The sequence below is a fragment of the Eubacterium multiforme genome, from assembly GCF_030813415.1.
Lineage (GTDB): Bacteria > Bacillota > Clostridia > Clostridiales > Clostridiaceae > Clostridium > Clostridium multiforme.
In genome coordinates this window covers 279,444-301,945 of the sequence record NZ_JAUSUF010000002.1, presented here as the reverse complement: position 1 = coordinate 301,945, position 22,502 = coordinate 279,444, and the positions used below count along the sequence as shown (strand labels likewise).

22 protein-coding genes and 1 pseudogene are annotated in these 22,502 nt (G+C 24.8%); 18 read left to right on the top strand and 5 right to left on the bottom strand.

Annotated features, from left to right (window positions below):
* Positions 1-297 precede the first annotated feature (297 nt).
* Together J2S18_RS05585 and J2S18_RS05580 are read left to right on the top strand one after the other, a co-directional pair.
* Positions 298-876, top strand: a complete 579-nt coding sequence (locus tag J2S18_RS05585) for a DUF4352 domain-containing protein (RefSeq protein ID WP_307484338.1) — start codon at positions 298-300, stop codon at positions 874-876.
* A gap of 304 nt (positions 877-1,180) precedes the next feature.
* Positions 1,181-1,444, top strand: a complete 264-nt coding sequence (locus J2S18_RS05580; protein WP_307484336.1) for a site-specific integrase — start codon at positions 1,181-1,183, stop codon at positions 1,442-1,444.
* A 240-nt stretch (positions 1,445-1,684) separates the two neighbouring features.
* On the opposite strand, the gene J2S18_RS05575 is transcribed toward J2S18_RS05580, so the two are convergent.
* Together J2S18_RS05575 and J2S18_RS05570 are read right to left on the bottom strand one after the other, a co-directional pair.
* Positions 1,685-2,185, bottom strand: a complete 501-nt coding sequence (locus J2S18_RS05575) for a DUF8453 domain-containing protein (RefSeq protein WP_307484334.1) — start codon at positions 2,183-2,185, stop codon at positions 1,685-1,687.
* A gap of 581 nt (positions 2,186-2,766) precedes the next feature.
* Positions 2,767-2,910, bottom strand: a complete 144-nt coding sequence (locus J2S18_RS05570) for a hypothetical protein (protein ID WP_307484331.1) — start codon at positions 2,908-2,910, stop codon at positions 2,767-2,769.
* A gap of 1,056 nt (positions 2,911-3,966) precedes the next feature.
* Between J2S18_RS05570 and J2S18_RS05565 the strand changes: the two genes are divergently transcribed.
* The 8 genes from J2S18_RS05565 to J2S18_RS05530 all read left to right on the top strand — a co-directional run bounded on the left by J2S18_RS05565 (position 3,967) and on the right by J2S18_RS05530 (position 9,861).
* Positions 3,967-4,497 (top strand): hypothetical protein, encoded by a 531-nt coding sequence (locus J2S18_RS05565; RefSeq protein WP_307484328.1) that lies wholly within the window; start codon positions 3,967-3,969, stop codon positions 4,495-4,497.
* Positions 4,498-4,627: 130 nt separating this feature from the next.
* Positions 4,628-5,314, top strand: a complete 687-nt coding sequence (locus J2S18_RS05560) for a helix-turn-helix domain-containing protein (RefSeq protein WP_307484325.1) — start codon at positions 4,628-4,630, stop codon at positions 5,312-5,314.
* Positions 5,315-5,698: 384 nt separating this feature from the next.
* Positions 5,699-6,202 carry a hypothetical protein gene (locus J2S18_RS05555; RefSeq protein ID WP_307484322.1) on the top strand — a complete coding sequence of 168 codons (504 nt, stop codon included), beginning with the start codon at positions 5,699-5,701 and terminating at the stop codon, positions 6,200-6,202.
* Between the two features lie 40 nt (positions 6,203-6,242).
* A complete protein-coding gene (locus tag J2S18_RS05550; RefSeq protein ID WP_370873767.1) occupies positions 6,243-6,758 on the top strand; it encodes a GNAT family N-acetyltransferase in 516 nt (171 codons plus the stop codon).
* A 255-nt stretch (positions 6,759-7,013) separates the two neighbouring features.
* A complete protein-coding gene (locus J2S18_RS05545; RefSeq protein WP_307484320.1) occupies positions 7,014-7,502 on the top strand; it encodes a prolyl-tRNA synthetase associated domain-containing protein in 489 nt (162 codons plus the stop codon).
* A 93-nt stretch (positions 7,503-7,595) separates the two neighbouring features.
* Positions 7,596-8,108 carry a hypothetical protein gene (locus tag J2S18_RS05540; RefSeq protein ID WP_307484318.1) on the top strand — a complete coding sequence of 171 codons (513 nt, stop codon included), beginning with the start codon at positions 7,596-7,598 and terminating at the stop codon, positions 8,106-8,108.
* Positions 8,109-8,135: 27 nt separating this feature from the next.
* A complete protein-coding gene (locus J2S18_RS05535; protein ID WP_307484316.1) occupies positions 8,136-9,068 on the top strand; it encodes an ABC transporter ATP-binding protein in 933 nt (310 codons plus the stop codon).
* Between the two features lie 4 nt (positions 9,069-9,072).
* Positions 9,073-9,861 carry an ABC transporter permease gene (locus J2S18_RS05530; RefSeq protein ID WP_307484314.1) on the top strand — a complete coding sequence of 263 codons (789 nt, stop codon included), beginning with the start codon at positions 9,073-9,075 and terminating at the stop codon, positions 9,859-9,861.
* 45 nt (positions 9,862-9,906) lie between these two features.
* Here the strand turns inward: J2S18_RS05530 and ald are convergent, their stop codons facing one another.
* Both ald and J2S18_RS05520 read right to left on the bottom strand, forming a co-directional pair.
* Positions 9,907-11,019 (bottom strand): alanine dehydrogenase, encoded by a 1,113-nt coding sequence (ald, locus tag J2S18_RS05525; protein ID WP_307484312.1) that lies wholly within the window; start codon positions 11,017-11,019, stop codon positions 9,907-9,909.
* 441 nt (positions 11,020-11,460) lie between these two features.
* On the bottom strand, positions 11,461-11,697 hold the full coding sequence (locus tag J2S18_RS05520) for a hypothetical protein (RefSeq protein ID WP_307484310.1): 237 nt from the start codon (positions 11,695-11,697) through the stop codon (positions 11,461-11,463).
* A 237-nt stretch (positions 11,698-11,934) separates the two neighbouring features.
* Between J2S18_RS05520 and J2S18_RS05515 the strand changes: the two genes are divergently transcribed.
* Entirely contained in the window at positions 11,935-12,750 is an 816-nt protein-coding gene (locus J2S18_RS05515) for a DUF975 family protein (RefSeq protein WP_307484308.1), read from the top strand.
* Between the two features lie 59 nt (positions 12,751-12,809).
* Here the strand turns inward: J2S18_RS05515 and J2S18_RS05510 are convergent, their stop codons facing one another.
* Positions 12,810-13,271 (bottom strand): GNAT family N-acetyltransferase, encoded by a 462-nt coding sequence (locus tag J2S18_RS05510; protein ID WP_307484306.1) that lies wholly within the window; start codon positions 13,269-13,271, stop codon positions 12,810-12,812.
* 586 nt (positions 13,272-13,857) lie between these two features.
* Here J2S18_RS05510 and J2S18_RS05505 point away from each other — a divergent pair.
* The 7 genes and pseudogenes from J2S18_RS05505 (at position 13,858) to prdD (ending at position 22,502) form a co-directional block, all read left to right on the top strand.
* Positions 13,858-14,271, top strand: a complete 414-nt coding sequence (locus J2S18_RS05505) for a hypothetical protein (protein ID WP_307484303.1) — start codon at positions 13,858-13,860, stop codon at positions 14,269-14,271.
* A gap of 431 nt (positions 14,272-14,702) precedes the next feature.
* On the top strand, positions 14,703-16,457 hold the full coding sequence (locus J2S18_RS05500; RefSeq protein WP_307484300.1) for a sigma 54-interacting transcriptional regulator: 1,755 nt from the start codon (positions 14,703-14,705) through the stop codon (positions 16,455-16,457).
* Positions 16,458-16,723: 266 nt separating this feature from the next.
* Positions 16,724-18,034 carry a proline reductase-associated electron transfer protein PrdC gene (gene prdC, locus J2S18_RS05495; RefSeq protein ID WP_307484297.1) on the top strand — a complete coding sequence of 437 codons (1,311 nt, stop codon included), beginning with the start codon at positions 16,724-16,726 and terminating at the stop codon, positions 18,032-18,034.
* 18 nt (positions 18,035-18,052) lie between these two features.
* Positions 18,053-20,164, top strand: a complete 2,112-nt coding sequence (prdA, locus tag J2S18_RS05490; RefSeq protein ID WP_307484295.1) for a D-proline reductase (dithiol) proprotein PrdA — start codon at positions 18,053-18,055, stop codon at positions 20,162-20,164.
* A 30-nt stretch (positions 20,165-20,194) separates the two neighbouring features.
* A complete protein-coding gene (locus tag J2S18_RS05485) occupies positions 20,195-20,449 on the top strand; it encodes a CBO2463/CBO2479 domain-containing protein (protein ID WP_307484292.1) in 255 nt (84 codons plus the stop codon).
* Entirely contained in the window at positions 20,442-21,164 is a 723-nt protein-coding gene (gene prdB / locus J2S18_RS05480) for a D-proline reductase (dithiol) protein PrdB (RefSeq protein ID WP_307484289.1), read from the top strand. The genes J2S18_RS05485 and prdB overlap by 8 nt, the downstream gene beginning before the upstream one ends.
* A gap of 102 nt (positions 21,165-21,266) precedes the next feature.
* A pseudogene (prdD, locus tag J2S18_RS05475) lies at positions 21,267-22,502 on the top strand (proline reductase cluster protein PrdD).

The following is a 22,502-nucleotide window of genomic DNA, read 5'->3' as shown; positions in this document are numbered from 1 at the left end:
GGTTAATCAGATAAAAGACTTAAACAAAAGAAAGTCAAAAGAAGAGCTATACCAGTATTTAGATTTTAGATACGGTAGCTTTAGTTTTAATAGCTATAAGAAAGCAATAGATCTCTTTACTAGTGAATATAAGTTTGATGGAGCTATTTGCTTTAAGTTTAGAGTAAAATAAATATTATATAAAAGTATGATTTGGTTTTAAAGTTTAAAAAATATAGTATGTTATTTAACACTATGTTTAAAAAATAGTGATACCATTCTTAATGGTTAAATAAATTTCAAATAGGAGGTATACATATGGATAAAATTAAAAAACCAATTTATAAAAAATGGTGGTTTTGGCTTATTATTATAGTTATCATACTAATTGCCATAGGAAGTTCAGGAAGTTCTTCAAGTGATAATTCTAATAATAAATCGCAATCTCAAACACAAGAATCTAAAAATAAAGTTGTAAAACTTAATGAACAAAGTAAAATAGGAGATGTTGGAGTAAAGGTATTAAAAGTTAAAGAAACAAAAAATATTAGCAATGAAGCTGGTAAATCTAAAGCTAATGGTAAATTTATAATAATAGAACTTTCATTAAAAAATGAATCTAAAGACCCTATTCAATATGATTCACATGATTTTACCTTAAATAATGATGGCAAATCATATGAAATAGATGATAATTCATTTGATGCTTCTGGTAATATGAATTCTCAACAAAGTATTTATAACAATAATAAAGATTTTATAGGTGTTTATGATAAATTTAATCCGGGAATAACAAAGAAAACTTATTTAGTTTTTGATGTGCCTAAGGATTTAGATTTAAGTAAAACTAATTTGGTTATAGCTCAAGACGATGATATTCAATTTGCTTTAAAATAATTATGTAATTTAATAAAGCATATAATTAATAAAATATATTAAACTTTTCTTGATAAATATATTTATAATATTAAAGTTATATGCAACAAATATTATATTCTATTGTATGTTTTTATTAAAATTAAATTTTAAAATGATATTAAAACCGTTTGGCTGAGGGAAAGTTAAAAACGCTATAGGGATAAACATTATAAAATAGCTACTAATTTTTTTTAAAGAAGTACAATAAATATTTAGAGATAGTATTAAAAATACTTTCTGTTTATTGAGTTTATAAACTTAATAGATAGGAGGTATTTTTTTTATGCCGTTAATTAAGAGTAAAAGATGTTATGCTGCATATATTCAAGATTTTATAGACCATTGTACTTTAAAAGGATTATCACCCAAAACTATTAAAAGTTATTATCAATTATTCATTTTATTTACTAAGTATTTAGAGGAAAAAGAGATTTTTGATATAAACAAAGTAAATAAAAGTATAGTTGAAGAATATATTGAATTTACTAAAGAAAGAGGAAAATATAGTTTTATAGCCGATGAAAAATATTTAAGAACAAATTATTAAAATAATAGAAGAGATATTGGAAAAGAAGTATCTGTGTCAACCTTAAATAATTATTTAAGAAATTAATAAATAACATTGATTATTCTTATGTAAATATAAATAAGTAGGATTCAACTTAATATATTTATGGAGCAGAGTTACAAATAGACGATTCTAATGGGACTATAGCCGATAGTAATGATATGTTGCCAAAAGTAAGTCGAAAGAATTAACAAAAGGTACTAATATATCTAATCTTGTTTATAAATTTTTCGTATTTTCTTCTCTATATTTTATTGATACATTTCTAAAAGCATTAATATTAAAAATATAATGTTCTGTATAAATTTTCCTTTTTGGCTTTAAACGATATTGTATTATAAAATTTAATTCTTGAATTCTATCTTTACACTTAGTAGGATTAAACAAATATGTTCTATATTTCTGACCTATATTAAAATTAGGTATAATACTTTTAAATATATAACTACCTTTAATTACACTTTGGCAATCTAATTGATCTAATTCTTTTAATTTTACAGAAAAATCATAAAGATTTTCTAATGATATATTTTCTATTATTAAATCATAATCATTATAAACACTTTTCTCGTCATTTTTAATTATGTTTAATTTAATTTTTGGTCTTTTAATATCTCTATGAGTTTTCCAATTTAAAAACATTCCTATTCCACCAAAAGTTGTTCCCAAAACACCTCCTATTGCACCAATTAAACTATAAATATCAGATATTGTTGTCATAAATAAACACCTCATAATATATGTTATTCCAGTATATATTTAAATGCAAATGAATTAACTTTAAATAAAATTTAATAATTTATTTTAATTATATATAAATACTTTATAATATATATTGAATTTATGAATTGTTTTCTTAGAATGGAAGTATAAAAGAATTTTAGGAGATAGTATAAATGGTAAATTTAGATGGTTTTAAAAAATATGATGATATATTAGATATAAAAAGTGATTTAACAGTAAAAAGGAAATAGAAAAAATAAAGGAAGAATATAAAGAAGAGAGATTAATAAATTAATATAATGATATGGTTATTGAGTATAGAAAAAGATCAATATTAGAACTTATAAATATTGGTAAAAATTCTAGTGAATTAATTAAAAAGATTGAAGAAAAAAGAAAGAAATTGATTTATATAAAAATAAATAATCAATGCCTAGTCCTGAAACAGGACCACAAAAACTCAAAGGTGTATTTATAAGATACATCCTTATTTTTTTAGCAAATTAAAATAATATTAAAAAAGGAAAATTTCATTGAACCATTTTCAACTATATATTGTAGTTCTGGAATAAGGTTAGTTAATTTTTATAATCTTGAAGTTGTTGTCTAGTCATTTCAAGTTGTTCTGCCATATCAGATTGAGAATATTTTGGAGTAAGATTATCTTGCTCTAAACTTATCTTACCTGCACTCCGTTGTCTAAATTCCTTTATTCTCTCCAATTCTATAATACATCTAGCAATTTTTATTGAATTTTTATAAATAAAAATAATATTAAAAATATACATTGAAAAATAGGTGTAATTGTTATATAAATAAACATATTAGTAAAAATATTACAAAAATATAGCTATTTATATTAAATTTAGATTATTTTTTTATAATAAAAATAATATTAAAATTATTGACTTTAAATATTAATGTATGTTATAATTAAATATTTAAATTATATTGACAAATCTAAAATTGAGTTCTATAATCTAAATTAAATAAGACCTGAATAATTAAATTCAGATCTTATGATTAGGGTTATTTAGAATTATCTGCATATTCTACAATATCTTGAACTTTACAATTAAAAAATTTAAACAGAATATCTAAATGTTCTTTTACAATATGTTTATTAGATTCATTGCAATAACTTCCAATTGCATTTTTAATAAGCGGGTAATATCAGATAATTCTTTTTATGTCATTCTTTTATCTGCTAATAAAATATGTAGTTTCATTTTAATCATACAAATCATCTCTTTAGTGATATTATACTATAGACGTAGATAACGAAGAAAACAAATCTTAATAGCAGCTAAGTACATTATCTAGTACATTCTAAAGCAGTTCTAAAATTAAATATTTTAAAATAAAGGAAGTTATTAAAATGAAGTTTTTAAATAGCAAAGAAAGACATATAAATGATAGAAAAATATTAGATTATAAAAATTGGCTATAAGTTAATCATTTGAAAGATAATTTTGATAATTTTTATGAATATGTAGATAGTACAGATCTTAACAGTATAGCAAATTTGTATATGTAATAAGGAGAAAGGAGTAATATTTTGTTAGTTTATTTAAACGAATACAAGTACTATAGGCAGTTTAAAGTTGGAGCAATAGTAAGAATGTATAGTCCAAGATTGGAAGGGTGTTCTAGGAACTATAACAATCATAAATGGTGATAGTATGTATATAAAGCTTGGAATAGTAGACTTTGAAACCTGTAAGCAACAATTTAAAGATGTTTTTAGATTTATATAAAATGTGAAGGAGAGAATGATTATGGAAAATTTAGAACTTATTACTGAGGATATGAAAATAAGAGATATTAAGGAAAGTTTTAGAAACTTTAGAACTCATTTAAGGATAGTTAGAGATATTGGAAAAATGGATGATAGCACAGGAAAGGAATTTAATAATTTTATATGTAAATTAGATACTATAGAAGAATTAAGTTTTAAAGAAATTTTAAAATTAAAAGAAAATTGTATAAAGTTTATAAATGAAAGAGAAGGAACAATACCATTTAGCGGTAAAATAGCTCAAGAAGAAAGTTTTAACGTTCAAGAAATAAATGCCTTTTTATTTATAGTATTAGAAGAAGATCATGGAGACTTAATCATTAATGGAGAGTATTTTAAACTTTTAGGATATGAAACTATAGAAGAAAACTCCTTGAGAATATTTGTAAGGGATGAGCATGAACAAGAATATTATATTTATATAGAAGAAGTAATAGGTGTTGTTGGAAATAGGAATAAATTACATATCGAGCAAAACGATAGGCAAGGAGTTGATATGTACAGAATTTAAAACATAAAATACTTATTCTAATCATATTATTTTATTAATAATATGTAAATAGTAAAAGTTTTATCTTACTTTGTATTATAAAAGCATTATCATATAAATATGATACAAAGTAAGATAAAGGAGAATAAATATGATAGGAATAGAATATTTATGTAAATTAAATGATTTAAATTTTGTTAAATTGGGTGAAGAGTGTGGGGTTACAAGACAAGTAGTAAACAGTTGGGTAAAGGGAAGAAGTAAGGTTTCAGAAAAACATAAAGAAAAGTTAGAAAAATTATTTAATGTTCCATTTATTTATTTTAATAAAGAATTAAATGATATAGATAAAATAGAATTACAAAAAATGAAAATAGAAAGGGAAATAAAAAAGGTATCTTATAAAGATGAAAAAGAAAATGATTTATATTTAGAGTTTTTAGATTATCAAATAAAAATAAAAAAACTTTCTAATAGAATATATGATTTAATATATTCCAGAATAAAGACTGTTGGAAATATAAATGGTTTTAATGAAATATTTCAAGAATCTGATGATGTATATGATACCTTTTTATCATTATTAAAGATTATAAAAAAAGATAATATTAGATCTAAAACCATTAAAGAAGTAATAGAAGGTTTGGAACTTTATAGTGGAGGTGAAAGTGAAAATGAATTAAGTAAAGAAATATGTAATTCTATAAAAAAACAAGAAACAAAATTAAAAGAACTGGATGAAAGAGAAGAAATTGCACTAAAAAAATTTAAGAATGAGTTACAACAAAAACAAAATATAATTAATGAGTTAATTAAGAATAAGCAAAGATACAAATAAAAAAGGTAGCTATGAATGTAATAAAAGAAAAATTTTTTTAAGAAAATAGTAAATGTGAATCTGCTGAAATAAGCAAGGAAGATGCCATTGGATATGCTATTAAATCCAGAAATCAAAAAGGAATAAATTTATTTGATAAATGGATTAAATTCAAAATTTTATTGAGAAATTAGAAGAATCAGATTTATACAGAATATACAATAAATGATTATTTTATATATATTTATAAATGGCTTTTTTAGACTAATGGAAGGATATAAGTTTAAATTAATATTATCATTTATAGGAATGATTTTATAAAAATTATAAAATTTAACTAAAATTATTGAAAAATGTATATGAAACTTATAATATAGATATATAAATTAAAAAAAGAGGATGAGTATGAAGAAAAAGAAATTAATAACTTTTAGTATAGTTTTTGTTATTATAGTTGGAATAATAGGATTTTTTAAATGTAAATTGTACCTAGAAAAAATGGATGCACATAAAAAAATAGATAAATTTATTACAGAAAAAGCTGGAATTTCTTTAAGTGAAATTTTAGATACTGCTCCAATTAAAGTAATGGGAAATGTGGGAGATACTGAGAAAGAATATATAAAAAATTTCACAACAAAAAGGGATTTGGAAAAATGGAAAGAAAAATTAAAAAAAGATGGTAAAAATTATAAAGATTTAAGAGCTACAGAGTGTGAGATACAATATTCATGTACATATAGTCCGGAAGTTTCTAAATTTAAACAAGTAAACGTATATAATTTTTATTATAATTTATATGGTAATAGTATAAATAGATTTAAAGAAATAGAAAATAAATTTGAATATCCACCAAATAAGAGTATGAAAAAGTTTTTAAAAGAATTAAACACAAATTATAAAGATTAGCTTAAAAACTTTTAAAGTAGAGCTCATATTAAAATAAAAAATTAGGGAGGAGATTATTATTTATATTAGAAAAATAAAAATAGAGGATGCTAATAATTTTTTAAATATGCTTTTAGAATTAGATAAAGAAACAAAATATATGTTATATGAACCAAATGAACGTTCAAAGGATATTAACATAACAAAAAATATTATTAAAAGAAGCATAAAAGAAAATGATTTAATTTTAATTGTTTTAGATAATAAAGATAATATAATAGGGTTTCTTTCAGCTAAAAGATATGAGCAAATAAGAGTTAATCATATAGCATATGTTGTTGTAGGGATAAGAGAAAAATTTAGAGGCATGGGAATTGGAAAGGAGTTATTTTCAAAATTAGATTTATGGGCAAAGGAAAACAAGCTTAAAAGACTTGAATTAACAGTAGTTTGCTCTAATACTATAGCGAAGAAACTTTATGAAAAAAGTGGATTTGAAATAGAAGGTATAAAGAAAGATTCAGTTATTATTGATGGAAAGTATGAAGATGAATTTTATATGGCAAAGTTATATTAAAAAGAACTTAAATTAATTTTAAGTTCTTTTTTTAATTTAAAATGGTAAGGTATATGAAAATTTGTATTTTCTTATGGGAAAGAATTGAAGAATCTTAACGCCTAGGGTAATTTACTAAATATCCTAGTAAATTAGCTTTAGAAGTATTAAAATTAAGTAAAGAGCTATGGAATGAGTTATAGAATATGAAATATATGTTTAAATATATGGAAAAACGATAAATTATAGAAAGGATAAATGGTGAAGAGAATATTTATGGGAGCTTATGAAAAAGTCAAAGAAAAACTACAGGAACTAAATATTGGTTTTGAAATGGTAGAACATCCAAAAGCACTAACTACTGAAGAAGCTGATTTATATATTGAAGGGATTGAGGGAGTAAGAACAAAAACATTATTTTTAACAAATAAAAAGAAAACAGAATATTATTTAATTATTATGGATGATAAAAAACGTTTAGATATGAAAAGGTTTAATGAAATAACTGGAATAAAGCGTATTAGCTTCTGTTCTGCTGATATTTTAATGGAAAAGATGAAATTGATGCCAGGGGCTGTATCTATATTTGGATTACTAAATAATGCAGAAAAAGATATTCAAATTTATTTTGATAAAGAAATTTTTCTTGAAAACAGAATAAGTTTTCATCCTAATGATAATACAAAGACAATTTTTATATCAATAGATGATATGCTAAAATTTATAAAATCTATTGGGTTTAAATATAATGTTATAGAACTATAATTTAGAAAAAATAATTTATAATCAATATTTTAATATAGAAGTACAAATGAAAATTTAATCTTTATACAAATTATATTTAAGTGAGGTGAATTTTTGAAAAGATTATTTAAATATATAGGATTAGGTATTACATTTATAATACTTGTATTTATGATTTTGTATTTTAATAATAAAATTGGAACTTTTAAATCAAATATTGAAAAAGATGCAAGGTATTCTCAAAAAGTGCCTGATAATTGGAATGTTTCTGAAAGTAAAACAGATAACATAGCAGCAATGATATTTTATGATAATAGTAATAGCAACAATATTTTCTCTATTTATGTTAATAGAAAAGGATTTTCTTTTGGATATTTTTTTATTAAGGGTGGCTCTTTTCCTGTAGATGATAGTGTATTAGAGTTTAATATAGAAGAATACAATGAAAAGGTTTTAATATCTATGAATAAGAAAAAGGTTAGTAAAATTAAAATTGATAATGGACATACAATTAAAACAGTTCATATTGATAGTACAAAACCCTTTTCTTATATATTACCTAAGGATGAAGGTGATATAACAATTTATGATATTAATGATAATGTTGTTAAAAGTATAGCACAATAATCTTAAAAATATAGAGAAGGTGTATTAGTGTTAGAATTTATTAATTTAACAAAAAAATATGAAGATAAAATTATAGTAAACAATTTAAATCTTAAAGTAGGTGAAGGTACTGTATTAGGATTTTTAGGACCTAATGGAGCAGGAAAAACTACAACTATAAAGATGTGTTGTGGACTTGTAAATCCTACAAGTGGGGATATAAAAATCTTTGGAGATTCCATATTAAATAGCAGAAAAAAGTATATAAAAAATGTGGGAGCAGTTCTTGAGGGAAATAGAAACATATACTGGAGGCTAACTCCAATAGAAAATATGGAGTATTTTGCATCTATAAGAGGGATATATGATAAGAATTTAAAAAATAAAATGGAATATTATTTAGAATTATTTAATTTAAAGGAAAAGAGAAACTGTGAGTGTGGCAAGCTCTCAAGAGGAATGCAGCAGAAGGTAGCTATTTGTTGTAGTCTTATAAGTAATTCAAAAATATTATTTTTAGATGAACCTACCTTAGGTTTAGATGTAGAATTTGTATTAGCTATGGAAGAAATAATAAAAGAAATTAGTTCTAAGGATAAGATAATATTTATAACATCCCATGATTTACATTTTATAAATAATTTATGTGAAAGGATTGTAATAATAAATAAAGGAAATTTAGTTTGGGATGATTCTATAAAAAATTTCAATAAGCATTTTAATACAGTTAAGTATAATATTAAAGTTGATAAATTTAATGAAGACTTGGAGAAAAAATTAAATTATTTATCATTAATTAATTCTTATAAAGAAGATGATAATAAAGTTTTACAATTTGAAATAGATAATGACAATAGTATAGTAAATATATTAAATAATTTAAGGGAAAATAAAATAAATATTTTAGGTGTTACGAAGGAGGAAAGGAGTGTAGAAGACTTATTTATGGAGATTATAAATACAAATAAGAAGGGAGATTAAAGAATTGAAGGGAACTTGGTTAATTTTTAAATCAGAGGTAAAAAAGCAATGGAATATTGAAAAGAGATATAAACTAGGTGTTATAAGTGATTTAATAGTTTATTATGCACTCTTTATGCTTCTGTATTTGCTTATTAGAAGTAGTATAGGTAGTATACCAAAAAGTGAATTGAATTTAAAAATAAGTGTACAAGTAGTTAGTTATATATCATGGTTTTTCTTTTCTTTTACTATAAATTTTGTATTTAACAACATAAATAAAGAAAGCTCTGAGGGGACTATAGAACAGTTAGCTATAGGACCTAATAGTTTAAATAAAATATTTTATTTAAAACTTTTAGTAATATCATTAAGAAATATGATTTTAATAATACCATTACAGCTTTTATTAATGATATCTACAGGAACTAAAATAATATTTAGTTTTTATACAATTTTAATATTTTTTATAATGATATTTGGTACAGTTGGATTATCTCTTTTACTTGGAGGATTACAAATTTATTATAAAAACATAGGTCAATTTCCATTTATTATAACAATATTATTTTTAAGTTCAGCACTATTTGATATGTCAAAGTTACCATCAGTAGTTCAGAATATTTTATATTTTTTACCCTTTGCTAAGGGGGTAGATTTAATAAAGCAATCAGTACTTCCAAACATTAATATACCTTTTATGCAATTGGTTTTTCTTTTAATTAATTCTATAGTATATTTGTTTATAGGAATATACATATTTAATTATTTTGTTAATAAATCAAAAAATAGTGGAAGATTGGGAAGTTTTTAATATAATTAAGGCTACTGAATATAAAATTTCAGCAGCCTTAATTTATTACATAAGAGTTCTAGGATCAATATATTCTAAATTAAGACTATCTGCAACATTTTTGCATGTAAGCTTTCCATCATAAGTATTAATTGCAGAATATATAACATCGTTGTATTTGCAAGCTTTTTCTAAACCTTTATTTGCTATTTGTAAACCATATTTTAATGTTGCATTTGTAAGGGCAATTGTAGAGGTTTTTGGAACTGCACCTGGCATATTTCCTACACAATAATGAACAACGCCATCAACTGTAAAGGTTGGATTATCGTGATATGTTACTTTTGTTGTTTCGCAGCAGCCACCTTGATCAACAGCCACATCTACAATAACACTTCCAAGTTTCATATTTTTTAAATATTTCTTTTTCATAATTTTAGGAGCTGATTTTCCGGGAATAAGAACGGAGCCAATTACTAAATCTGCCTTTGTAGTTTCTTTTTCTATATTTGCATCTGTACTCATAAGAGTTTGAATACGTGCTCCAAAAATATCATCTAAATAAGAAAGTCTGTCTACATTAATATCCATAATAGTAACGTTAGCACCTAACCCAACTGCAATTTTGCATGCACTTGTTCCAACAGTACCTGCACCTAAAATAAGAACATTTGCCTTTGGTGTTCCAGGTACTCCAGATAGTAATATTCCAGAACCTCCAAAAGGTTTTTCTAGATACTTTGCTCCTTCTTGGACACTAAGACGTCCAGCAATTTGACTCATTGGAGCAAGAAGAGGAATACTTTTATTTTTTTCAATTAATGTTTCATAAGCTACACCTTTTACCTTTGAATTTAATAATGCATTTGTTTGTTGTCTATCTACAGCTAAGTGAAGATAAGTATAAAGAATAAGACCTTCATGGAATAAATGATATTCTTCCTCTAAAGGTTCCTTTACTTTAATCATCATTTCTACATTATCCCAAACTTCCTTTGCAGTTTCAATAATTGTAGCTCCTGCAGCTTCATATTCTTTGTTAGTAAATCCGGATCCAATACCTGCATTTTTTTCAATCCAAACTTCATGTCCTACGTTTACATAGCTTTTAACATTATCTGGGGTCATACCTACACGAAATTCATTGTTTTTAATTTCTTTTACACATCCTATTCTCATTGTTTAAATCCTCCTTTTAAACTAGAATATTGTTTAGTAATTTTAATTTTACGAAATAGGTAATTGAAAAAAAGTATTATCTTTTAAATTAATTTTACAGTAACATAGCAATATATAACTTTCAATAATAGTAAATTTATTAAAAGTTAGGGATTTTTTATTTAAAAATATAATATAATATAGTGAAATTAAATAATTTTTAAAAAAATCAAAAAATAATGGCAATTAAATTCATTAATAAGAATTTTTTTCACAAAATGAAAAAAATATAGAGGGTTTTATTAGATATTGTTAAAATAACTACAAAATTTTAGGGGCAAAATTAGGACCGTAAATATAGTATTTTTAATACTAATAGATTTACGGTCCTTAATGAGTTATAAATATATAAATTCCTTAATTTTTTTATAAATTATAAATAAATATATAGGTTTAATTTATCTATAAATTATCAATTAAGTTTTCAAAATCAATGCTAGAATTATTTAATTTTAGTTCTATATTTTTTAATTTTTCAATTTCTAAAACAGTTAGTTTATTTTTAAGTAATTCATCTAACATAACCTTTGCTTCTTCAATAAATTCTATAGCTTTGTTAATTGAAATGTCTATATCATCAATTTTCCTTATATTAATTAATTTGTTTATATTTATTGATTTTGTTGACTTTGATTTCATAAATACCACCACCATAAATTTATTTCTTTATTTTAATATAAAACAAAATTTAAAGTAAAACAATTATTTATAAAAGAATATACATAAATTAGATTTAAACTGTATTTTCAAAGGGATGTATTCTATGTATTATTTTATAATACCATGTAAATAATTAGTAAAGTATAGTTATTGTTATTTAATTTATAAATTTATTTATCTATAATATATACATAAAAAACATTAAGGAGGAAAGACATGATAAACAGAGATATAAAAAAGTTAAGTAGAGAAGAACTTAAAGGAAATTGGATAAAATTTGCACTTTTAACATTAGGCGTTATGATAGTATCTAGTATGATAATATATATTTTTTCAAAAATATTTAATGATAATATGCAAATTTTACAAAAGATTTTAAGTGTTGCATTAACAGCTTTAGTTTCTTGCTTTAGTACATTAGTTTATTTACATTTTTCAAGAAGCAACGAATTTTCTTTAAAAGCTGGAAAGAGACCTTATAGCAATTATTTAAGATATATGGTATTAATTTTACTATACTATATAGTTGGAGCATTAATTGCAGTAGTAATTAGTTTTATAATTGTAACTTTAGGATTTATAGGAAGTGTACGAGCTCTTAGTGATTATTCACATTTTTCAGCTATACTTGCTGGAGCTACAGTAGCAATTGTAGTTTTAATTATAATTGCAGCAGTAATATTATTTATAATTAAGTTGTTTTATTTAATGTCTATATATATGATTGCAGATGGATATGGCGGTATATTTGAATGTTTAGGTAGATCAGCAAGAATGATGAAGGGAAACAAATTTAAATTATTTAAATTAATGTTATCTTTTATAGGTTGGTTTATATTATCTATAATAACACTTGGTATAGGACTATTATGGGTTATGCCTTATTATAGTTTAAGTTTAACTAATTTTTATTTAGATTTAAATGATGAAATAAATAATAAGGATTTAGATGAAAGTGTATGTGATAACATAATAGATGATTTAGTAAAGGATGCAACAGAGTTACCAAAGGATTCAAAATCAGAGGAATAAATTAAAAATAAAGAGGTAAAATAATGAATTTTATAAAATTTATTATTTTACTTCTTTTTTTAAATAGTAAATTTATAAAACATTTCTCCTTTTAAATTTTTGAAACCATATTTTTCATATAGTTTTCTTCCAGAATCAGTAGCATTTAAAGTAACTTTTCTATATCCTAAATTTTTTGTATATTCCATAATAGTTTTAAAAAGGGAAGTTCCTAATCCCTTATTTCTGTATTCTGGAATAGTATACATATCTGTAAGTAAAGCCATTTTCCCATCTAGATTAAAAGGTGAGGGGCAAATAGTATAAAAACACATAATGCTTATTGCAACTGCAATATTATTTTCTAATGCTAAAAAAGCAATAACTTTATGATTTAATAAATTTTCTCTATAGTATTTTTCTAATATTTCACAATAATTATTTAAATTGAAAGGGTTAATATTTGAATTACTTTCTTTAAGTAGTTTTATTCTAAGCTGTACAAGGCTCTCTATATCATTAACTGTTGCTATTTTTATCATTTTTTCACCTTCTTATGATTTTAATTGATAAAAAGAAATAGATCTTAAAGTTAAGAAAATAATATATGTAATTAATTACAATTCATATGTATCTTTATTATATAGCAATTAAAAGTAAGATAATACTAAATTTTTTATAAATTTTACGATTAAAAAAGATAAAATTATAATGTAATTTAAATCTTGATAAAAGTTTATCAACTATTTCTAAAAAAATACAAAAATACTTAAAATAGTATTTAAATTAAAAACTTTTAAAGAAATTATTATATATAACTTTAAAGTTTGTATTAATAAACAATGAACTTAATTCATTATATTATAAAAATATTTTGCGTAAATGCTGACTAGGCTGTATTTATAAAAAATTACAAATATAATATTGTATATTTTATAAGTTTATAAAAGGGCTTTTAAGGTAAGGGAAAGCTAATAATTATTAATTTATAATATACTGATGAATTTTATATGGACAAATAATATTAAAAATAATCGTTAAAAGTTTACCAATATTTTCTTGAATAATCATATGTAGTATAATGAAAACACAGTAAAGAACTAATGATAGGGAGATGGATTTAAAGGTATGAGTACTTTAAATATGGTTTTAAGTAAGGATTATAGTCAAGAGATACTTTATAAAGGAAATGGAATATATGAAAATAGGGATGTAGAAATTGAATTAGAGTACCATTCATTAATCCTATATTATAAAAATATAGAAAAAGTTATGCCAGTTTCAAATATATCTAGAATTTTTAATGATAATAAAACAGTAATTATTTATACAAAGGACAATAAAAAAGTCCAAATAGAAAGTAATGATTGCGATTCATTATTTAATCATATAAAAGATAGATTAGATTTATTAGATAATACACAAAAAGATGAAGAATATGATGAGTTTGCAAAGAGCATTTTGTATTATTTTGGAGATAAAGATAATAATAAAGATTATGATGAATTTGCAAAGAGTGTATTATATTTCTATGATAAATAATTAAGTGATATTAAGAGTAGTTTATTATGCTGCTCTTTTTTAATATAATATTTTTTACTAGGTTAAATTTTAAGGAGCTACAAATATCTACTAAAAATATGTTTTAAAAAATCCATATAATGACCTTAATTATGAAATATGATAAAATTAGTATAAGGTATAAGGTTAGAAATAAAAGTGGTATTGAATAAACTTTACTTAGTTGCATAAATAAATTTAGCAAAATATAAATTAAAATCATAATTTTTAAATTGAAATCTTTGAAAATTATGATTTTTTTATTAATTAATTAAAAGAAGTTATTTTTTATAAATCATTAAGTTTAGAAGAGATTTTTAAAGGATAACTATTCAAATTGATAATGCTAAAATAAAGATATAAAATTTAATTTATATAATTAGGTATAAAAATGAATAAAGGGGAAATAACATATGGAGTTAGATAACTTATCAAACACTATAAGAAAAATAATGAGTAAGAAATTTATAACATGTAGTAAAGATGACTCTTTAAAATCTGTAATTGAAAAGATGGTAATTAATAGTTTGGGTGAAATATTAATTGTAGAAAATAAAAAAATCTTAGGAATATTTACAACAGCAGATTTAACTAATGCAATAAAAGATAATAAAAATAATATAATTGAGAAATATATGACAAAGGATGTACTTACAGTAGAAATAAATGAAAATGTATACAGTGCTAGAAATATTATGGAAAAGTATAATATAAAAAGATTACCTGTAACAGAGAATAAAGAAATTGTTGGGATGGTTTATCTTAATGATCTAATTAAATTTTCTAATAAGTATATAAGTTATATATTAAATTTTCAAAAAAATATTTTAGATAATATACATGAGGCTGTATGTATATGTAATAAAGAAGGAAAGATTCTTTATTTTAATAAAAGTGCAGAGAAACTTTATAACTTAAAATCAGAAGATATTATAAATAAGTACATAAATGAATGTTTTGATGAACCTATAATAGATAAAGTATTAAAGGATAAAAAAGCAATAGAAAATGTTAAAAATGAACCAATTAAGGGTAAAAAAGTAATATTAAGTGCAATACCAATTTTTGATGATAATAATGATTTAATAGCTGCTGTATCAACAGATAGAGATATAACAGAAATAGAGGATTTATATTGTAAATTAAAGGATGCAACTGAAGAGATAGAAATTTTAAATAGAGCTTTTAATAGAGAAATATCAAATAATTATACATTTCCATATGTTATTGGAAAAAGTAAAAAAATAATTGACATATTAAATGTAGTTCAGAAGGTTGCAACTAGTTCAGCTTCAGTTTTAATAACAGGTGAAAGTGGTACAGGAAAGGAAGTTATAGCAAAGGAAATACATAAATGTAGTGGAAGAAAAGGACCATTTATAGCTGTTAATTGTAGTGCAATACCAAAAAATCTTTTAGAAAGTGAGCTTTTTGGATATGTAGGAGGAGCCTTTACTGGAGCTATGAAAAATGGGAAAAAGGGAATGTTTGAGTTTGCAAATAACGGAACATTATTTTTAGATGAAATAGGTGAGATGCCCCTTTCTATGCAAAGTGAATTATTAAGAGTACTTCAAGATGGTGTATTTTATAGATTAGGAAGTGAAACACCAATACGTACAGATGTAAGAGTTATTGAAGCTACTAATAAAGATTTAGAAAAGGCTATAAAAGATAAAGAATTTAGGGAAGATTTATATTTTAGATTAGCAGTTATTAGAATAAAGTTACCTTCTCTTAGGGAAAGAAGAGAGGATATTAGAGAATTTATAAATTACTTCACAAAGAAAGTAAGTGAGGATGAAAATATAAATATTAATTTTTTATCAGAGGATGTATATGAAATATTATCTAAATACAAATGGGAAGGTAATATAAGAGAGCTTAAAAATATAGTCCAGAGAATGGTTATACTATCTAATGACGGAATTATAAACAAAGATAGTATACCTAAATATATATTAGATTATTTTGAAGAAAATAAGTTAAAAAATTCTCTAACTTTAGAAAATAAATTTGATTTAGAGAAAAGAAAGGAATTATTAGAATATGAATTAATAAAAGAAGCTATGGTAAAAACAAATGGTAATAAGACTAAGGCTGCCAAGCTTTTAAATTTAAAAAGGACAACTCTTTATTATAAACTTAGGCAATATAAATTTATGTAAAAAAGAGTGTTAAATTCCAGACAAATGTGTCTAAAATTTAACAACGTTGTAGAAGTGGTACATATCAAGTTTTATTTAATAATATAAATAAAAAATTAAAAAAATGTCAAAATTTTATACAAAATAAACAAAAACCCATGTTTTTAAATTAATGTTTAAAACATGGGTTTTTGTTGCAGTTAATGGCTTTACAAGGAATATCCATGCTTTTGGCATTAAAGTTGCTTTAATTAATATATGAAGTATAAATAAGGAGGTGAAAAGAAATGGCAAAAATTTTTAAATTACCATTAAAGATGCATGTGGGAGTTCCATGTGAACCAATTATCAAAGTTGATGATGAAGTTAAAAGAGGTCAATGTATAGCAGAACCTACAAAAGGCTTAGGAGCAAGAATTCATAGTAGTGTTACTGGAGTAGTTAAAGAAGTAAATGATAAAGAAATATTAATTGAAGGTGAAGTAGAACAAAGTAGTGAATATGTAAAGATAAAAAAATGTGATTCAATTGTAGATACGGTATATGAAGCTGGAATAGTTGGTGCAGGAGGCGCAGGCTTTCCTACATATATTAAACTAAAATCAGATATACCTGATGGATATATAATTGCAAATTGCATTGAATGTGAACCTATATTAAACCATAACATAGCATTACTAGAAAAAGATCCTGGGGTTGTAGTAAGAGGAATAAACTATGCAATGAAAGCTACTAACTCTAATAAAGCTTTTATTGGAATAAAGGCTAAAAATGAAAAAGCTATAAAATCAATAAAAGAATATTTAAAGGAAAACAACATTGATAATATTGAAATAAGGGAATTCCAAGACATATATCCAATGGGAGAAGAAAGAGCTTTAATTCATGGAATATTTGGAAAGTGGCTAGGACCAGATCAATTACCAATTGCAGCTAACTGTGTAGTTTTAAATGCAGAAACTTTATCTAATATTACAAGAGCTGTTGAAGATTTAAAACCTTGTATAGATAAAGATGTTTCAATTGCAGGAAAATTAAAAACTGGAAAGGATACAAAAGTATTTTTCCAAGTTCCAATTGGAACAAAAATTTTAGATCTTATAGAAGAAGCTGGAGGAATTGATGGAAAATATGGTGAGGTCATTATAGGTGGACCATATACAGGAAAAGCTGAAAATTTAGAAGAAGCAGTTGTAACTAAAGTTTCTGGAGGAGCAATAGTTACAATAGAAATTCCAGAATTTAAAGGCAAACTTGGTTTATTAGTTTGTGCATGTGGTGCAAATGAAGATAGACTAAGGGATTTAGCTTCTAAAATGCATGCTGATGTAGTTGGTGTTTTAGAATGTAAAAATGTAGTTCATGTTAAAAATTCTTTAAAATGCAAAACACCAGGAGATTGTCCAGGACAAGCTGCTGTAGTTTTAAAATTTAAGAAAATGGGTGCAGAAAGATTATTAATTTCAAACTGTTGTGATTGTACAAATACAGTTATGAATTGTGCACCAAAACTTGGACTTCCAGTATACCATCATACAGATCATGTATTTAGAACAGTTGACCATAAGTTAACAAGAAGATTAAAAATTGATGATTAAAAAAGGAGGGGACAGAGTATGTCAATGACTAAAGAGCATGCAGAAGAAGTTAGAGATGAAGTTGCAATAGTTTGTTGCAGAACTGAAGAAGGAACAATTTTAGCTGCTGAAAATTTAGAGGATCCAGATATATTCCCAGACTTAGTTGATTCTGGACTTTTAACAATACCAGATGATTGTTTAAAGGTATACCAAGTTATAGGAGCAAAATTGCTTAAAACTATTGATTCTTTAACTCCTTTAACTCCGGACTTATTAGAAGGTGTTAAAGTAGCAGAAGAGGAAAATAATAATAGTAAACCAGAGGAAGAAAAGGTAGAGGGTTATAAAGCTGTCTTAAAAATCAACAAAAAGGCAGGGGATATTATAAATAAAGAGGATTTAGAAAATCCAATGTATTTTGACCAATTAGAAGATTCACTTCTTATTAAATTAGATAATTCTATTCTAAATGTAGAAGATGTAATTGGTGAGAAACTATTAAAAGACACAGAAGCTTTAACTCCTATAACTAAAAAAATGTTAGAAGGATTTGAAGAAGATTATTGTGAATGTGAAGAAGAAGAAGAGGACCAGATAATACCTTCAGTGCTTAAGATTAAAATTGCAGAAGGAAAGGGTATTGATATTGAAGTACCAATGAATTTAGGTATGGCAAATCAAAGAATTTCACAAAATAATTCTAAAAATGTTTCAAAAAAACCTTCTTTAGAAACTGAAGAAAAGAAAGTTGTAAATGAAGTTATAAAAAATGTTAAAGATGAAGAACCAAGGGTAGTAAGAGAATTAACTAAGAAACATTTTAAAATAGATGAAGTAAAATTTGGAAAAGAAACTAAAATAGATGGAACAACTTTATATATTAGAGAGAATATTTGTGATGATGCAGTTAAGGTTAAAGATTTAGTTCACAAAATAGAAATAGATATAATAACTCCAGATAAATATAATACTTATTCAAATACAATAATGGACGTACAACCAATAGCTACTAAAGAGGGCGATTTTGAGTTAGGTTCAGGAACTACAAGAATTATAGATGGAGTAATTATGATGGTAACTGGTACTGATGATAATGGAGTTCAAATTGGAGAATTTGGTTCATCAGAAGGTATATTAGAAGAAAATATTATTTGGAATAGACCAGGATGTCCAGATAAGGGAGATATTTTCATAAAAACAAATGTTACTATTGCAGAAGGAACTAATATGGAAAGACCAGGACCTATAGCTGCACATACAGCAACTGATTTTATAACTCAAGAAATTAGAGAAGCTCTTAAAAAAGCAGATGAATCTTTAGTTGTAAATACAGAACATTTAAAGGAACTTAGAAGACCTGGAAAGAAGAAGGTTGTATTAGTTAAAGAAATAATGGGACAAGGAGCTATGCATGATAATATTATTTTACCAGTTGAACCAGTTGGTGTTTTAGGTGGTAAACCAAATGTTGATATAGGAAATGTTCCAGTAATGCTTTCACCTCTTGAAGTTTTAGATGGAGGAATTCATGCATTAACTTGTATAGGACCTGCATCAAAGGAATGTTCAAGACATTACTTTAGAGAACCATTAGTAATACAAGCTATGAATGATGAAAATGTTGATTTAGCTGGTGTTTTATTTGTAGGTTCACCTCAAGTAAATGCAGAAAAATTCTATGTATCTAAGAGATTAGGTATGATGGTAGAGTTTATGGATGTAGATGGAGCAGTAGTTACAACAGAAGGTTTTGGTAATAACCATATAGACTTTGCATCTCATATAGAACAAATTGGTATGAGAGGTATACCTTGTGTTGGAATGTCATTCTGTGCAAATCAAGGAGCTTTAGTTGTTGGTAATAAGTATATGAAATATATGGTAGACAACAATAAATCAGAAGCTGGAATAGAAAATGAAGTTTTAGGTTGCAATACTTTATGTAAAGAAGATGCTATAAGAGCATTAGAAATGTTAAAGTCAGCAATGGAGGAAGAAGAAATTAAAAAGGCTGAAAGAAAGTGGAATCCAAATGTTAAAGAAAACAATTTAGAGGACATAGAAAAAACTTATAATATAAAAATAGATAGAGCCTTAAATGAAACTTCAATTCCTATGAGTGAAAAGCGAAAAGAAAAATATTCTTAAAAATAAAAAATAGATTGTAGGTGATAGACTATGAAATATGGAGATAAAATAATCAAAATGGAAGGAATAATAGTTGAAATATCTGATGGATCCATAGGAATGGATTTAAAGGGTAGACTAGGACATTTAAGTGTTCCAATGAGAATGTTAATAACAGATTATCCTTTGAAAGTTGGTCAAGAGGTAGCTTTTAATATGAGTTTTCCAGAAGTCATATCACCAAATGCCAATGAAAAATATGTAAGTAACATAGAAATAAGAAAAGGAGGAAAGATAAATGGATAACGTTGTAAAAGGTTTTCAATCAGAAATATATGTACCTATAACACCACCACCAGTTTGGGCACCTGTAACTAAACCTTTAAATGAAATGAAAATAGCAATTGCATCAGCAGCTGGAGTTCATTTAAAAAGTGATAAAAGATTTAATTTAGCAGGAGATTTTACCTTTAGATTAGTTCCAGGAGATACACCATCTTCAGAACTTATGGTATCTCATGGTGGATATGATAATTCAGATGTTAATAAAGATATAAACTGCATGTTCCCAATTGATAGATTAAGAGAACTTGCAAAGGCAGGTTATATTAAAGCAATAGCAGAAACTAATGTTGGCTTCATGGGAGGCGGTGGAGACCAAGAAAAATTTAAAAATGAAACTGGCCCTAAAATAGCTAAAATATTAAAAGATGAGGGAGTAGACGGAGTTATACTAACTGCTGGATGAGGAACTTGTCACCGTTCTTCTGTATTAGTACAAAGAGCGATAGAGGAATCAGGGATTCCTACAATAATTATAGCAGCACTTCCACCAGTTGTACGACAAACTGGAACACCAAGAGCAGTAGCTCCATTAGTTCCTATGGGAGCAAATGCTGGAGAACCTCACAATATTAAGATGCAAACAGACATCTTAAGGGATGCTTTAAAGAATTTAATTGAAATTAAGACACCAGGAACTATAGTTAGACTTCCTTATGAATATAAAGCTAAAATTTAATATTAATATATATTAATTTAAAAGTTTCCTAATTATATACCTAGCCTTTTTTTAGGCTAGGTGTATATATTAAATTTTATATTTTTAAAGAAGGTGTATTAATTGAGAGAAAAAAGCCTTACAATTAAATGCTTTCATATAAATAAAGTAGAGTTTTCAGATAAGACTTATATAAAAGACAATGTACTCTATATTAGAAAGAATTTAGTTAATGAAAAGATTTTCTGTAATGATGAGTTCATTAAAGATATAAATATAGAAATAATTCCAAAAGAAAAAAGAGATATAGAAATAAATTCTATATTAGATTTTTATCCAATAGCAACAAAAGCTTTGGGAAAAATTGGAGAAGGAATAACTTATGTTTTAACAGGAGTTATCGTAATGATTACAGGCGTTGAGTATAAAGGTCCACAAATAGGAGAATTTGGTTCTTCAGAGGGTATTTTAAACAAACAAGTTAAATTTAATAAAAGAGGAACACCTAATGAAGAGGATTTCATAATTCATATAGACATTGTTCTTAAAGAAGGAATGGGAGTTAAAAGAGCTGCAATTACTAGAATGCATAAAGCAAGTGATTTAATAATAGATGAAATTAGAGATTATTTAAAACATTTAAATGGTTCTTTGTGTGATGAGAGACATGATTATGTAGATAAAGTCAATAAAAAGGGAAAGAAAGTATTTATAGTTAAGCAAGTTGCTGGTCAAGGAGCAATGTATGATACCGCTTTATTCCCAAAAGAACCGTGTTCTTCCCTTGATTCAAGATCTATTATAGATATGGGAAATGTTCCTATAGTGTTAACTCCTAATGAATACAGAGATGGTGCCATAAGGGCAATGTATTAAAGGAGGGATAATATGGGAATAGGACCTTCTACAAAAGAAACTACTATGCATCATTTTAAAGACCCTCTTTTAGAGGTTGTAAGTAATGATGAAGACATAGATTTACTTGGAGTAATAATTGTTGGAACACCTCAAGATAATGAAGATAAATATTTTGTTGGAGAGCGAGTTTCAAGTATTGTACAAGCAGCTAGAGCTGATGGAGTAATTATATCAGTAGATGGCTGGGGAAATAGCAATGTTGATTTTGCACATACAATTGAATCAATAGGAGAAAAGAATATTCCTATTGTTGGACTTAGTTTCGTAGGAACTCAAGCTAAGTTTGTTGTAACTAATAAATATATGGATACTATAGTAGATTTTAATAAAAGCTCTTTAGGAATAGAAACGGAGGTTGTCGGAGAAAATAACGTTTCCACAAAAGATGCTAAAAAAGCTTTAGCTCTTTTAAAACTAAAGATGAATAGAATGGGGGAATAA